This is a genomic window from Citrobacter sp. Cpo037, from assembly GCF_030332945.1.
GTDB classification, from domain to species: domain Bacteria; phylum Pseudomonadota; class Gammaproteobacteria; order Enterobacterales; family Enterobacteriaceae; genus Citrobacter; species Citrobacter portucalensis.
In genome coordinates, this window is sequence record NZ_JAOWGW010000062.1 from 219,084 (window position 1) to 232,995 (window position 13,912).

Consider the following 13,912-nt stretch of genomic DNA (forward strand, 5'->3'; position numbering starts at 1 on the left):
AAATACGCGACGAAACTCTGGGTGATTATCGGGGTGTTTTTCTTACCACATCAAATCGTCAGGAATGACAAAATCAGCATACGGATCGTCTTCGTCCTTCGCTTCCTGGCTCAGTTCGCAATTTAGAACAATATAGCTTGCATCGCGCTGGGCAATCTTGTCGGCGACAACAGCCGGGATAATGGCGTATTCGCTCTCGCTGCTGCTTTCAGCCGTCAGGCGGGCAATGGCCAGACGGCCCTTGATCAACTGAGACTGGGTTACCTTATCAACATAAACTTTTTTGATCAGGTTATTGTCAGTAAAGTTGTAACCAATATCGCCACGGGAAATGGTGATTTTGTTCATTTCAATCAGTTGCTTGATCTGCGCTTTGTATTCTTTAGACAATGCGGCCTGCTTCTGCTGTTCGCTGAGCTGCTTATCACGCTCGACCTGTGCTTTTTTATTTTCTTCAACCGCTTCTCTGGCTTCACGAGCCTGAACGCGCGATTTTTTCGCCGTTCTCTGCACTTTCGCCATTTTTTTGCTGCTGACCAGACCTGCTTTAAGCATCTGTTCTTGTAGGGTAAGTTTTGTCATTGTCGCTTCTAATCCAAAAAATCGTTGCAAGGATTATAACCTTAACGTTCGGCGGGACGCCAGAATGACGGCCGCGCCATGGCTGTTATCTCGGGCTGCTGTCACTGTCCTGTATCTCTCTCCCTTTCTGAATCAGTTGATGATTACCTGATTCTTTAATAAAAAATAATATGCCAAATAAGTTAATGAAATGGAGTATAGATTCGCATGTGTTAATTATTTAGAGTTTTATTCTAATTGAAGTAATTAAATAGAGTTATACTGGCAAAAATTTAATCTAAAAAACAAACAGTTGCCCATTGTTCAAATTTAAAGAGCCGCTTCTTTACGCCGATAACCATAGTGAAAATATGGATAATGGGGGGAAGTGGCATGTGGTGGGTTTATCGAATGCCGATGAAAATGAAGTTAATAATTGCGCTACAACCATTATTACTGGCGTTATGTTGGTTTGCTGGTTCAGGAATATTAACGCGCATTGAGACAGAACGGCAGATGGAGAATATTGCCCAACTGACAGCGCTCGCACACAGTGCCGGAAATGTAGTGCATGAATTGCAAAAAGAACGCGGTATGAGTGTCGGGTTTCTGGGGGCTGCAGGGAAGACGTTCAAAGATGAGTTAAATGCACAGCGGGCTTTGACCGATCGCGAGATCGAGGTATTTGTGCGGTCACTGTCCGATACTGCATTACCGGAAGGGGATGTCGCCACCTCTGTCGCCACGTTTAAGAAAAACATTCTTTCTCTCTCCACTATACGGGAGAACGTCACGCAATTAGGGCTTCCGGCTTCAGATGTTGTTAAGTTTTATACCAACGTCATTGCTGATGTGCTGATTTTTGTGGGTAGATTGGGGCAGTTGACGGATTCTGGCGAGATGGCAAACGCATTCGCCGCCTACTACAACCTGCTGAATTTAAAAGAACAGGCGGGTATTGAACGAGCTCTGCTGTCAAATATCTTTTCCTCCGGCCATTTCGCCTACGGACAGTTACATCAGCTCAGTGATGTCGTCAGTAAACAGAACGTTTGGTTGGCAGAATCGTTACGCCTGAGTTCACCGGAACAGGCAGCCATGTTGAAAAGCCGCTTACAGTCAGCAGAAGCGTCAAAAGCCCTCGCATTTCGTGAAACCGCGTTTAGCCATGCCGCCAACGGTGGATTTGGTGTCGATCCTACTACCTGGTTTAAAGTACAAACCCAGCGTATTGAAGTGATGCGGCAGATAGAAAATGTGACGGCGAATCGTCTGTTGGCGAATGCAGAAAAACTCGCGCAGGATGCACGAAAAAACTGGCAAATATATATGGCTGTTAGCCTGTTAGCGCTCCTGGCATCATTGACGTTCGCTGGGGCCATCGCAATTAATATGCACCGTCAGTTTAGTGACACGCTACGCAAGATTGCGGGTATGAATGGCGATCTGACTCAACGTCTGGCGACCCCGGGCAAAGATGAGCTTTCCTCACTTAATCGTGCCTATAACACAATGCTGGAAAGTATTCAGCATATCGTACAGGAGATTAAGCAAGGCTCCGTGGTTTTGTCCGATGCCAGTAGCAGTATTACGGCGGGAAATCAGGATCTGGCTCAACGTACAGATGAACAGGCTGCATCAATAGTAGAAGCTGTGGCCAGCATGGAGCAGCTATCAACTGCGATTACGCAAACGGCGGATAATGCCCGCGAAGCGGAGCATCTGACAATCAGACTGGAAAAAGAGGTCCGACAGGCCAGTAACGTTGCCAGTGCGGCGAACCAGAGCATGGGGGATATTCGCGCTTCCAGTGAGAAAATCTCGAATATTGTGACCTCGATTGATGATATTTCGTTTCAGACTAACTTACTGGCGCTGAATGCGGCAGTGGAAGCTGCTCGGGCAGGAGAGATGGGCAGGGGGTTTGCTGTTGTAGCCAGTGAAGTGAGAAATCTTTCGCAGCGTTGCGCCAAAGAGGCTAACCAAATCCGTGAGTTGGTCGCGCAGAATATGGTCAAAATTAGTGAGGGTGTTGAGCGGGTTACTGCATCTGCTACCGCGCTGGAAGCCGCAGCGGATAATACCACCAGTATGAAGCAATATATTGCGGATATCGCTCGTGTGGCGACGGAGCAGTCACAAGGGGTAACCCAGATAAACCTGGCATTGCGACCGATGGAGCAGGTTACACAGCAAAATGCGGCGTTGGTATCTCAGGCGGCGAGCGACAGCCAGAGGCTGGACAATCTGTCGGCAACCATGAAGGATCTGGTTAACCGTTTTGTTGTCTGACGTGGCGCCGTTTAACCGACCCGGAAAACATACCGGGTCGGTTAGTTATCGTATCCTCATGGTGAGGATAGGAAGGAGCATTGGTCAGGTACTTTCAGTGGGTTAGAAAAAGATTTCTGACACAGGGATGTCGTCGCTGGTAAAGTGAGCAACCAATACCGAGATCTGGCCAGAAGGGAATTCAGTGTGACTGAGCGTATTGATTATCAGGCTGAAAAATACAGTTTTACTGAGGCGACAGAGTGTTCCCGTCTTACCGGCCAGTGGGCTGATGTTATTGCTGAATGCCGGGAAATGAAGGCGGGGCCCCAAGAACGTCTTCGTATTGCTTTATTGAATGTGGACTATGTGACCAGCTTTGAGCTGCCTTTCCGCCTGTTATTACTCCGTACTCCACAACTGATTGCCAGCGTGCGTGAAGAGCTGCAGCTTAGTCAGAAAAACGTCATCTTTAACGGCAAACGCTTTGGATGTGTTTACAGCCTGAAAGCGAGTCTCGGCGGGATCCCGGATGAATTTCAGTACCGCCTGTCACATCGTATCCGGCGCATTAGTCCTGCAGGTTCAAGCGAAGCGCCATATCAGCAGATTGCTAAAACAGTAAAAGCGCCGCGTGAACGTCTGAAGCTGGCACTGGAATCGGGCCTTGATGTCACTGCGCTGGACGGGCTTTTCTGGTTTGGCAGCCAGCGTATTGCCGCTGATGTGTTGAGGCTGAGAAAAGCAGGGATGCGGATAGCGACAAAGCAGACAATGGTGTCCGACAATCTTACTGCAACAGTGAGGAATGTGCCGTTTTACCGCCTGGCCAAGGGATGAACTGACTGGTAAATGATAGGATTTTGACTGGATGCCTAAGAATTCATGGTGTCCCCTGCAGGAATCGAACCTGCAACTAGCCCTTAGGAGGGGCTCGTTATATCCATTTAACTAAGGGGACGAAGCGGCACGAGTATAGCGTTTTTTACTCACAACGGTAAGTCTCAGGCCGCCCGACTGCTCAAACAGTCACCATTCAGGCCTGTTTTTTCTGGTTTTTCTGCTTTTGCTCATCACGCTTTGCTTGCAACCTGGCTTCTTCCTTGCGTTTGTTGCTCATATCATTGCGGATCTGCGCATGGCTCATCAGCGCGAAAATAAACGTTCCGCCACAGATATTCCCGGCGAGCGTTGGTAGCGCAAAGGGCCAGAAAAAATCACTCCAGTGCAGCGTGCCATTAAAGACCAAATAGAGAATTTCCACCGAGCCGACGACGATATGCGTGGTATCACCTAACGCAATCAGCCAGGTCATCAGAATAATGACCACAATTTTTGCCGCCCCGGCAGCTGGAAACATCCACACCATGGTGGCAATTAACCAGCCGGAAATGATGGCGTTGGAAAACATCTCTGTTGGCGTATTTTTCATCACATCCATACCAATTTTGACAAAAGCATCGCGGGTCTCTTCATCAAAAATCGGCATATGTTCAAACGCCCATGCGGCAACCCCGGTGCCAATAATATTACCCAGCAGAACCACGCTCCACAGGCGCATCAACAGGCCAAAATTGCCGAGGGTAGGGTTTTGCATCACCGGCAGTACAGCGGTGACGGTATTTTCGGTAAAGAGTTGCTGGCGGGCCATAATGACAATAATAAAGCCGAAGGTATAACCGAGGTTCTCGAGTAAAAATCCCCCTGGCACGCCTTCCAGCTGTACGTGAAAAATCCCTTTAGCCAGCAATGAGGCGCCCATCGACAGTCCTGCTGCGATGGCTGACCACAGTAGCGCCATCGCGTCACGCTCCATCTCTTTCTCTCCATCCTGGCGAATATGTTCATGGATTGCCATGGCGCGGGAGGGGAGTCTGTCCTCATCAAGCTCTATCTTTGTCCCTGTTAGCTTTTCATCGCTTTCCACCTCGAGCTCGTCGCTGTGTCGATCGATCTTATCTTTCTTGATGTCATTCATAGCCTAATCCTGAATAAGCACGTATTGCTAAAGCGTAGCGGCTTTTGTCCGAAAATCAGCGGGAGAAAGTCTGAGATAGCAAAAATAGTAACGTTTGTTTTTATCGGGTTAGTTAGAATAGAACCGCCGCGGAGTGCGCATTACCAGGCTATGATCAAATCAGTAAGACAGGGTATATAGACATCATTTGACGTGCTGTTACAATCGCTCACATCTAAACAGGCGGATACGTCATCGTTCCGTCATGGATGGCAATCAGCGATAGCCATAAAACACAGGGAGACACTTATGAAGCTTCGCCTGTCGGCGCTTGCGCTGGGAACCACACTTTTGGTGGGGTGTGCGAGCTCCGGTACTGAACAGCAGGGGCGTTCGGATCCATTTGAAGGGTTCAACCGCACCATGTACAACTTCAACTTTAATGTTTTAGATCCATACGTTGTTAGACCCGTAGCTGTTGCCTGGCGAGATTATGTTCCGCAGCCAGCGCGTAATGGTTTAAGCAACTTTACGGGGAACCTTGAAGAGCCGGCCGTCATGGTCAACTATTTCCTGCAAGGCGATCCTTATCAGGGGATGGTGCACTTTACCCGTTTCTTCCTGAATACCCTGTTAGGTATGGGCGGCTTTATCGATGTGGCTGGTATGGCTAATCCGAAGTTGCAGCGCGTTGAACCACACCGCTTTGGCAGTACGTTAGGCCACTATGATGTTGGTTACGGACCGTATATGCAGCTTCCATTCTACGGTAGTTTCACGCTGCGTGATGACGGCGGCGATATGGTCGATACCCTGTATCCGGTACTGTCCTGGCTGACCTGGCCGTTGTCGATAGGCAAATGGACGGTTGAAGGGATTGAAACTCGCGCGCAATTGCTCGACTCTGATGGTCTGCTGCGTCAGTCTTCTGATCCTTACATCATGGTGCGTGAAGCTTACTTCCAGCGTCATGACTTTATTGCGAACGGCGGGAAACTCAAACCAGAAGAAAACCCGAACGCGAAAGATATTCAGGATGATTTAAAAGAGATCGATTCTGAGTAAGGAATTGGGCAAATAAAAAGGTGAGCTAAAAAGCTCACCTTTTTTACGTCTGAAGAAAATCAGAATGCGTAGTTGAAGTTTGTACCAAACAGCCAGGCTTTACCTTCAGAGTCGAAAGTATATTTGCCTTCTTGCACTGTTACTTTTTGTCCGTGCATGTAAGACACACCGACGTCGATAGAGGCATCGTCATTGAACGCATAAGTTGTACCTGCACTCAACCACAGGCGATCCTGATCCGGAATCGAGATGGAACGCTTACTTGCTGGAACCGGGCTATCGTCATAAGCAATACCGGTACGGAACGTCCAGCTTTTATCCATATAGTAAGTCGTACCCAATGCAATGCGGTAAGAATCTTTGAAGCCTTCTTCTTTATAGAACAGTGTCTGTCCATTGGAACCTGTGGCTTTCAGCTCCTGGAACTGACTCCAGCTGGTATGGGCCATGCTGTAGTGGATAGCCCACTGTGGTGCAATACGGTTATAACCTGACAATTCCCACATTTCAGGAAGGTTAAGTGTCAGAGAACCCGGGACAGTGGCATTGGTCGTTCCCCATGGGAATGTAGTGCCAGCGCCAGGTATAGCATTCGCCTGGGTACGGATGCCACTCTTATAATCGCCATCAAAATCAATTTTAACTTCAGAACGGTACGTTAAACCATAACGGTTATTTTTATCCAGTTCGTACAGAATCCCGGCGTTCCAACCGTAGCCCCATTCGTCCCCTTTCAGGCTGGCAATTTTGTTGCTGACCTTCGGTAATGCAGCCGTCTGCTCGCCAGAATAACGTTCAATTTTTGCATCAGCATAAACGGCGTTAAAACCGAGACCGAAGCTCCAGCTATCATTCAGACGGTAGGCGCCGCTCAGGTTAAGGTTGACCGTTTTAAGGTCGGTCTTACCGCCGTATTCACCGACGATGTAGCTGTCGTTAAATTCGGTAGCCAGGCCATAGTTTGAGGTAACGGAAGCACCCCAACCAAACTGTTCGTTGATAGGCATCACGAAGTGAGCATTGGGAACCCACGCCGTAGGCGCGATGTTGTCCGCATCAGTGCTGCGTCCGGTGTATGGCGATTTACCGGAAATATTAACGTCTGGATCGATATACACCGCACCTGCTGAGAAAGTAGGGCGATCGAACATCATAATCAGTGCCGGGTTACGACTGGCGTTACCTGCATCATCTGCAATTGCGCCTTCACCCGAATATGCCCGGCCAAGGCCAGAGGAAGAAAATTCGTTTAACTGAAAGCCTGCAGACCAGGCCTGTGTGGAGATAATTGCCACTGCGACTGCGAGAGCAGACTTTGTAAACAGGGTTTTCTGGCTCATGACCATAACCTCATAGATTTATTTTTATACAAACAATGTTACATGCCGTAACAGGAGCGCGAAGTGTAGGGTCTGAGGTACGACTTAGAAATCAGACCAGTGGCGTGAGTATAGGTCGGACCAGCTGGAATGTTGCAAGTATGTTTATAAATATTTTCAAATTTGATCAGAGAAACGCGATCCAGCTGGCAAAATTGCGGGGGTGCGCACTCACCTGTTTGGGCGATTTTTGTTTTAGATCATTTTTAAGTGTGATTTCGGTCACTTATCGCATTTCATACAATTAACGACTGGAGAGGCGAATAATGGGAGCGTAAAATATCCCTATCGTTTATCTGGCACCTCAGGTGCGAATACAGAGGAAATCTACAATGAGTAAATGCAGTGCTGATGAAACCCCGGTTTGCTGCTGTATGGATGTTGGCACCATCATGGACAACTCCGATTGCACCGCGTCCTACAGCCGTGTGTTCGCGAACCGCGCAGAGGCAGAAGAAACGCTGGCCGCTCTGACTGAAAAGGCGCGTGGCGTGGAATCTGAGCCTTGCCAAATCACCTCGACCTTTACTGAAGAGTCAGAAGGTGTGCGTCTGGATATCGACTTTGTTTTTGCCTGTGAAGCTGAAACGCTGATCTTCCAGCTGGGCCTGCGTTAATCCCCCTCTGCAAAAGCCCTTGCTATCTGATAGCAAGGGCTTTTTCGTAACTGTCAGTGATTATTCACTGTGTCTTAGCTCCCACTTTCTTTTCTCTCCGCTTGGCTAAATGTAAAAAATTGGTTAAGACTATGATCAGGTCAGACCACTTATTTTATTTTTTACAGGGGAGTGTTATGAGTCAGGCTTTACCGCTGGTTACCCGCCAGGGCGACCGTATTGCCATTGTAAGTGGATTGCGTACGCCATTTGCTCGTCAGGCTACCGCGTTTCATGGCATTCCCGCCGTTGATTTAGGAAAAATGGTCGTCGGTGAGCTGCTGGCGCGCAGCGAAATACCTGCTGATGTGATTGAGCAACTGGTTTTTGGTCAGGTGGTGCAAATGCCTGAAGCGCCAAATATTGCTCGTGAAATCGTGCTGGGAACCGGCATGAATGTGCATACGGATGCCTATAGCGTAAGCCGAGCCTGCGCGACCAGTTTTCAGGCAGTGGCGAATGTCGCGGAAAGCCTGATGGCGGGGTCTATTCGTGCGGGAATTGCGGGTGGTGCGGACTCATCGTCAGTCTTGCCTATTGGCGTTAGTAAAAAGCTGGCGCGGGTGCTGGTGGATGTCAATAAGGCCCGGACAACCGGTCAACGCCTTAAACTCTTTTCCCGACTGCGTTTACGTGACCTGATGCCTGTGCCGCCAGCCGTCGCCGAGTATTCCACTGGTTTGCGTATGGGGGATACGGCTGAGCAAATGGCCAAAACCTATGGTATTACCCGAGAACAGCAGGATGCTCTGGCGCACCGCTCTCATCAGCGTGCCGCTCAGGCGTGGGCTGAAGGAAAGCTGGCAGATGAGGTAATGACTACCTACGCGCCACCGTTTAAAGATCCTTTTTCAGAAGATAACAATATTCGCGGTAACTCTACGCTGGCCGATTACGCCAAACTACGTCCGGCGTTTGACCGCAAGCACGGCACTGTCACCGCAGCAAACAGTACCCCGCTAACGGACGGCGCAGCCGCCGTGATCATGATGACGGAGTCGCGTGCGAAAGAGTTGGGGCTGGTGCCGCTGGGATACCTGCGTAGTTTTGCTTTTACCGCCATCGATGTCTGGCAGGACATGCTGCTGGGACCAGCGTGGTCAACGCCGCTAGCCCTGGAGAGAGCGGGTCTGACGATGGCAGATTTAACCCTGATCGACATGCATGAAGCTTTTGCCGCACAAACGCTGGCGAATCTTCAGTTGTTGGGTAGCGAACGTTTTGCCCGCGATGTGCTGGGCAGAGCACATGCCACTGGCGAAGTTGATGACAGTAAATTTAACGTGCTGGGTGGATCGATTGCCTATGGACACCCCTTCGCCGCTACCGGTGCGCGCATGATCACCCAAACCCTACATGAGTTACGACGTCGTGGCGGTGGTTTTGGTTTAGTGACCGCCTGTGCAGCTGGTGGTTTGGGTGCAGCCATGGTTCTGGAGGCGGAATAATGGAAATGGCATCGGCTTTTACACTAAACGTACGTCTGGATAACGTTGCTGTTGTCACCATTGATGTGCCCGGAGAGAAAATGAACACCCTGAAAGCGGAGTTTGCTTCACAGGTACGGGCCATTCTGAAACAAATCCGCGATAACAAAGCATTGCGCGGCGTGGTGTTTATTTCGGCTAAACCCGATAACTTCATTGCCGGGGCGGATATCAACATGATTGGTAGTTGTCGTAGCGCGCAGGAAGCCGAAACGCTGGCCCGTCAGGGGCAGCAGATGATGGCGGAAATTAATGCCTTGCCGATCCCGGTTATCGCCGCGATTCATGGCGCATGCCTCGGCGGTGGCCTGGAGATGGCACTGGCGTGCCACAACCGTATTTGTACCGATGATGTTAAAACCGTTCTGGGTTTACCGGAAGTACAACTTGGCTTGTTGCCCGGCTCCGGTGGTACGCAGCGGCTGCCGCGCCTGATTGGCGTCAGTACCGCACTGGATATGATCCTCACCGGAAAACAATTACGCGCAAAACAGGCGCTGAAAGTTGGTTTAGTGGATGAAGTTGTACCGCATTCCATTTTGCTGGAAGCGGCCGTAGAACTGGCTAAAAAGGACAGTTCTGCGCATCGAACACTGCCCGTGAGAGAGCGAGTGTTGGCGGGGCCGCTGGGGCGGGCGCTGTTGTTCCGCATGGCCAGTAAAAAGACGGTGCAAAAAACGCAAGGTAACTACCCTGCAACAGAACGTATCCTTGAGGTCATCGAAACCGGGCTAGCGCAAGGCAGCAGTAGCGGTTACGACGCTGAGGCCAGTGCGTTTGGTGAGCTGGCGATGACATCCCAGTCTCAGGCGTTACGGCACATCTTTTTTGCCAACACCGATGTGAAAAAAGATCCCGGAAGTGATGCGAAACCTGGCCCGCTAAACAGCGTAGGTATTTTGGGCGGCGGTCTGATGGGCGGTGGTATTGCCTACGTGACGGCCTGTAAAGGCGGCTTGCCTGTGCGCATCAAAGATATAAACGCTAAGGGAATCAACCACGCGCTGAAGTACAGCTGGGATCAGCTTGAAACGAAGGTTCGCCGCCGTCATATCAAAGCCAGCGAACGCGATAAACAACTGGCGCTGATTTCGGGAACGATCGACTACCGTGGCTTTGCGCATCGCGATCTAATTATTGAAGCCGTGTTTGAAGATCTGTCGCTAAAACAAAGGATGGTGGCAGAAGTTGAGCAAAATTGCGCACCTCATACCATTTTTGCTTCTAACACCTCATCTTTGCCCATTAGCGATATTGCTGCGAACGCTGCAAGGCCCGAACAAGTGATTGGTTTACACTTTTTTAGTCCGGTGGAAAAAATGCCGTTGGTCGAAGTGATCCCGCATGCCACGACCTCTGAGCAGACAATTGCAACTACCGTTAAGTTAGCGAAAAAACAGGGTAAAACGCCGATAGTGGTGAGAGATAAGGCCGGCTTTTACGTTAACCGCATTTTAGCGCCTTATATTAACGAAGCGATTCGTATGTTGACCGAAGGCGAGCGGGTCGAAACCATAGACGCCGCGCTGGTTAAGTTTGGTTTTCCAGTTGGGCCAATCCAACTTTTGGATGAGGTTGGAATTGATACGGGCACTAAAATTATACCAGTGCTTGAGGCTGCATATGGAGAACGTTTTAGCGCGCCTGCAAATGTTGTTGCTTCAATTTTGAATGACGATCGCAAAGGTAGAAAAAATGGTCGGGGTTTCTATCTTTATGGTGCGAAAGGGCGTAAAAGCAAAAAACAGGTCGACCCTGCAATTTATACGCTTATTGGCGTCCAGGGTCAGGGCCGACTTTCCGCTGCGCAGGTAGCAGAGCGGTGCGTTATGTTAATGCTCAATGAAGCAGCCCGTTGTTTCGACGAGAAGATAGTCCGCAGCGCACGTGATGGCGACATCGGCGCTGTATTTGGTATTGGTTTTCCGCCATTCCTCGGCGGCCCGTTCCGGTATATGGATTCTCTCGGCGCGGGTGAAGTGGTTGCGGTTCTGCAACGGCTGACCACGCAGTACGGCTCGCGGTTTACACCGTGTGAGCAGTTATTGCAGATGGCGGAACGCAGTGAAAGATTCTGGAATATTGGGGAAACTGACCTGAATTCATGAGGTCAAAGGTAGGATGAATCCGCACTGAATGTATGGGTCGCGCTCAAAATGTAAACAGAGATTGACTATACTTACGCCGTTGAGGTAAAAAACAGCGTTTCATTCGGTGAATGGATAAGGCACAATGCCGGCCACCATATCGTTACCACAGCCAATAGGGGCTGTGAATAAAGGTAGTGGTGATTCTGGTTAACAAAAGCGGTGCAATATGCAAGTTTTTATCATGCGTCACGGCGACGCGGCCCTCGATGCCGCCAGTGATTCGGTTCGTCCCTTAACCTCCTGTGGTTGTGACGAATCTCGCCTGATGGCGAACTGGCTGAAAGGTCAAAAAGTGGATATCGAACGTGTTCTGGTGAGCCCGTTCCTACGAGCCGAACAAACGCTGGATGTGGTGGGGGAGTGTATGAACCTGCCAACCGGTGTGGATGTTTTGCCGGAGCTGACTCCCTGCGGCGATGTCGGTCTGGTCAGCGCCTATTTACAGGCTCTGGCCAATGAAGGTATCGCCACCGCACTGGTTATCTCTCACTTGCCTTTAGTGGGATATCTGGTGTCTGAGCTTTGCCCAGGTGAAACACCGCCGATGTTTACCACATCAGCGATTGCCAGCGTTACGCTTGATGAGAGCGGGAAGGGTACTTTTAACTGGCAAATGAGCCCGTGTAACCTGAAAATGGCAAAAGCGATTTAAACAGGCCGGATAAGGCGCAGCAGCCACCCGGAAAATCAAAGAGCCGCAAATGCGGCTCTTTTTGTCTTTCTGCATCACGGAAGTTCGGGCGGTAGCCACTCTTCCACTTCAATCAGCACCAGCAGCGCGGCGTCGCCACCGTACTCCTTCGGTGCCTGATGAAAGGCCATTACGTGCGGATGCTGGGCCAGCCAGAGCGGCGTCTGCTGTTTCAGAATATGTTTTCCGTGGCCATGCATCACGCAGGCGCAAAACACATGTTCACGGCGACAGGCGGCAATCAGCGCGCCTAACTCTTGTTTGGCCTGTTGCTGGGTCAGCCCATGCAGATCGAGAAACAGCTCTGGAGAGTAATCGCCACGGCGCATTTTCTTCAGTTCGAAATGGCTGACGTCGGCGCGCAGGTATCTTACCGGGCCGTCCGTATTCAGCAGCGGCTGAAACTCATCCGAGAAATAGTGGCTGGCATCAGCCTGCTCCTGTAGCAGCCTTTTAACCGGAACCTCGGCAATTTTTTTACGTGGAGGTCGGTGAACAATGGTGTCCTGTTTAATTTTACGCGTGCCGGTCATCAGCTGGCGAAACAGCGTCTGATCCTCCTCGCTGAGCGATGTTTTCTTTTTCATTCGAGAGTCTCAACTTTTATTTTCCGTTAGTTTAACCCGACTCGGCGGGCATCCGATCGCTTAAAACGCAATTTTCGCGTTCAGGCCCCGTGTGAATGCTGATTTATCGCCGTCTTCGTGGCAAACTAGCCGCCGAAATTAATACGAGCATGCCCTGGAGGAATACGTGGATAAAATTTTCGTCGATGAAGCAGTGAGTGAACTGCATACCATTCAGGACATGTTGCGTTGGGCGGTCAGCCGTTTTAGCGCGGCGAACATCTGGTATGGCCATGGCACGGATAACCCATGGGACGAGGCCGTACAACTGGTGCTGCCGTCACTTTATTTGCCGTTGGATATTCCAGAAGATATGCGTACCGCGCGTCTGACCTCCAGCGAGCGTCATCGTATTGTTGAACGCGTGATTCGCCGCGTCAACGAGCGCATTCCGGTTGCTTATCTGACCAACAAAGCCTGGTTCTGCGGGCATGAATTTTATGTTGATGAACGCGTGCTGGTTCCACGTTCACCGATTGGCGAGCTTATCAATAACCGCTTTGCGGGCCTTATTAATGAGCAACCGCAGCATATCCTCGATATGTGTACCGGCAGCGGCTGTATTGCCATTGCCTGCGCCTATGCCTTCCCGGAAGCCGAAGTCGATGCGGTGGATATTTCCACTGACGCGCTGGCGGTGACTGAACACAATATTGAAGAACACGGTCTGATCCATCACGTCACGCCGATCCGTTCCGATCTGTTCCGCGATCTGCTGAAAGTCCAGTATGACTTGATTGTGACCAACCCGCCGTATGTCGATGCGGAAGATATGTCCGATCTGCCAAACGAATATCGTCACGAACCTGAACTGGGTCTGGCGTCCGGCAGCGATGGGCTGAAACTTACCCGCCGCATTCTGGGGAACGCCCCAGACTACCTGTCAGATAACGGTATTCTGATTTGTGAAGTCGGAAACAGCATGGTACATCTGATGGAGCAGTATCCGGATGTACCGTTCACCTGGCTGGAGTTCGACAACGGTGGTGACGGCGTATTTATGCTGACCAAAGAGCAGTTAGTTGCTGCTCGCGAGCACTTCAGCATTTATAAAGACTAATTACACGCG

12 protein-coding genes and 1 tRNA gene are annotated in these 13,912 nt (G+C 50.3%); 8 read left to right on the top strand and 5 right to left on the bottom strand.

Features of this window, described 5'->3' with window-relative positions; all coding sequences use genetic code 11:
- Window positions 1-42: 42 nt before the first annotated feature.
- Window positions 43-582, bottom strand: a complete 540-nt coding sequence (locus OGX94_RS12850) for a DUF2058 domain-containing protein (protein WP_020996692.1) — start codon at window positions 580-582, stop codon at window positions 43-45.
- Window positions 583-954: 372 nt separating this feature from the next.
- On the opposite strand from OGX94_RS12850, the gene OGX94_RS12855 reads away from it, so the two are divergent.
- Together OGX94_RS12855 and OGX94_RS12860 are read left to right on the top strand one after the other, a co-directional pair.
- On the top strand, window positions 955-2,853 hold the full coding sequence (locus OGX94_RS12855) for a methyl-accepting chemotaxis protein (protein ID WP_063940582.1): 1,899 nt from the start codon (window positions 955-957) through the stop codon (window positions 2,851-2,853).
- A gap of 186 nt (window positions 2,854-3,039) precedes the next feature.
- Window positions 3,040-3,672, top strand: a complete 633-nt coding sequence (locus OGX94_RS12860; protein ID WP_063940581.1) for an ECs1377 family protein — start codon at window positions 3,040-3,042, stop codon at window positions 3,670-3,672.
- A 46-nt stretch (window positions 3,673-3,718) separates the two neighbouring features.
- Here the strand turns inward: OGX94_RS12860 and OGX94_RS12865 are convergent.
- Together OGX94_RS12865 and OGX94_RS12870 are read right to left on the bottom strand one after the other, a co-directional pair.
- Window positions 3,719-3,793, bottom strand: a tRNA-Arg gene (locus OGX94_RS12865).
- Window positions 3,794-3,868: 75 nt separating this feature from the next.
- A complete protein-coding gene (locus tag OGX94_RS12870; RefSeq protein ID WP_125112645.1) occupies window positions 3,869-4,810 on the bottom strand; it encodes a formate/nitrite transporter family protein in 942 nt (313 codons plus the stop codon).
- A gap of 288 nt (window positions 4,811-5,098) precedes the next feature.
- Here OGX94_RS12870 and mlaA point away from each other — a divergent pair, with 288 nt between their 5' ends.
- Complete coding sequence (gene mlaA, locus OGX94_RS12875) at window positions 5,099-5,854, top strand: phospholipid-binding lipoprotein MlaA (protein ID WP_003028190.1); 756 nt, start codon at window positions 5,099-5,101, stop codon at window positions 5,852-5,854.
- A gap of 59 nt (window positions 5,855-5,913) precedes the next feature.
- Here the strand turns inward: mlaA and fadL are convergent, their stop codons facing one another.
- Window positions 5,914-7,194: a long-chain fatty acid transporter FadL gene (gene fadL / locus OGX94_RS12880; protein ID WP_286569359.1), complete on the bottom strand. Its 1,281-nt coding sequence runs from the start codon at window positions 7,192-7,194 to the stop codon at window positions 5,914-5,916.
- A 371-nt stretch (window positions 7,195-7,565) separates the two neighbouring features.
- Between fadL and OGX94_RS12885 the strand changes: the two genes are divergently transcribed.
- From OGX94_RS12885 to sixA, 4 genes are all read left to right on the top strand, one after another.
- Window positions 7,566-7,850 (top strand): YfcZ/YiiS family protein, encoded by a 285-nt coding sequence (locus OGX94_RS12885; protein ID WP_003834838.1) that lies wholly within the window; start codon window positions 7,566-7,568, stop codon window positions 7,848-7,850.
- A 176-nt stretch (window positions 7,851-8,026) separates the two neighbouring features.
- Window positions 8,027-9,337 (top strand): acetyl-CoA C-acyltransferase FadI, encoded by a 1,311-nt coding sequence (gene fadI, locus OGX94_RS12890; protein ID WP_063940574.1) that lies wholly within the window; start codon window positions 8,027-8,029, stop codon window positions 9,335-9,337.
- The gene (gene fadJ, locus OGX94_RS12895) at window positions 9,337-11,484 is read left to right on the top strand and encodes a fatty acid oxidation complex subunit alpha FadJ (RefSeq protein WP_003834835.1); all 2,148 of its coding nucleotides are present in this window, start codon (window positions 9,337-9,339) and stop codon (window positions 11,482-11,484) included. Before fadI ends, fadJ begins: the two co-directional genes overlap by 1 nt.
- Before the next feature lie 208 nt (window positions 11,485-11,692).
- On the top strand, window positions 11,693-12,178 hold the full coding sequence (sixA, locus tag OGX94_RS12900; protein ID WP_003028179.1) for a phosphohistidine phosphatase SixA: 486 nt from the start codon (window positions 11,693-11,695) through the stop codon (window positions 12,176-12,178).
- Between the two features lie 74 nt (window positions 12,179-12,252).
- On the opposite strand, the gene smrB is transcribed toward sixA, so the two are convergent.
- Complete coding sequence (smrB, locus tag OGX94_RS12905; RefSeq protein ID WP_003839296.1) at window positions 12,253-12,804, bottom strand: endonuclease SmrB; 552 nt, start codon at window positions 12,802-12,804, stop codon at window positions 12,253-12,255.
- A gap of 166 nt (window positions 12,805-12,970) precedes the next feature.
- Here smrB and prmB point away from each other — a divergent pair, with 166 nt between their 5' ends.
- Window positions 12,971-13,903 carry a 50S ribosomal protein L3 N(5)-glutamine methyltransferase gene (prmB, locus tag OGX94_RS12910; RefSeq protein ID WP_003834827.1) on the top strand — a complete coding sequence of 311 codons (933 nt, stop codon included), beginning with the start codon at window positions 12,971-12,973 and terminating at the stop codon, window positions 13,901-13,903.
- Window positions 13,904-13,912: the final 9 nt, after the last annotated feature.

Excerpts from the sequence above, each read along its gene's own strand:
- OGX94_RS12850 (WP_020996692.1), bottom strand. The coding sequence starts at position 582 with ATGACAAAACTTACCCTACAAGAACAGATGCTTAAAGCAGGTCTGGTC.
- OGX94_RS12855 (WP_063940582.1), top strand. The coding sequence starts at position 955 with ATGTGGTGGGTTTATCGAATGCCGATGAAAATGAAGTTAATAATTGCG.
- OGX94_RS12870 (WP_125112645.1), bottom strand. The coding sequence starts at position 4,810 with ATGAATGACATCAAGAAAGATAAGATCGATCGACACAGCGACGAGCTC.
- mlaA (WP_003028190.1), top strand. The coding sequence starts at position 5,099 with ATGAAGCTTCGCCTGTCGGCGCTTGCGCTGGGAACCACACTTTTGGTG.
- fadL (WP_286569359.1), bottom strand. The coding sequence starts at position 7,194 with ATGAGCCAGAAAACCCTGTTTACAAAGTCTGCTCTCGCAGTCGCAGTG.
- OGX94_RS12885 (WP_003834838.1), top strand. The coding sequence starts at position 7,566 with ATGAGTAAATGCAGTGCTGATGAAACCCCGGTTTGCTGCTGTATGGAT.
- fadI (WP_063940574.1), top strand. The coding sequence starts at position 8,027 with ATGAGTCAGGCTTTACCGCTGGTTACCCGCCAGGGCGACCGTATTGCC.
- fadJ (WP_003834835.1), top strand. The coding sequence starts at position 9,337 with ATGGAAATGGCATCGGCTTTTACACTAAACGTACGTCTGGATAACGTT.
- sixA (WP_003028179.1), top strand. The coding sequence starts at position 11,693 with ATGCAAGTTTTTATCATGCGTCACGGCGACGCGGCCCTCGATGCCGCC.
- smrB (WP_003839296.1), bottom strand. The coding sequence starts at position 12,804 with ATGAAAAAGAAAACATCGCTCAGCGAGGAGGATCAGACGCTGTTTCGC.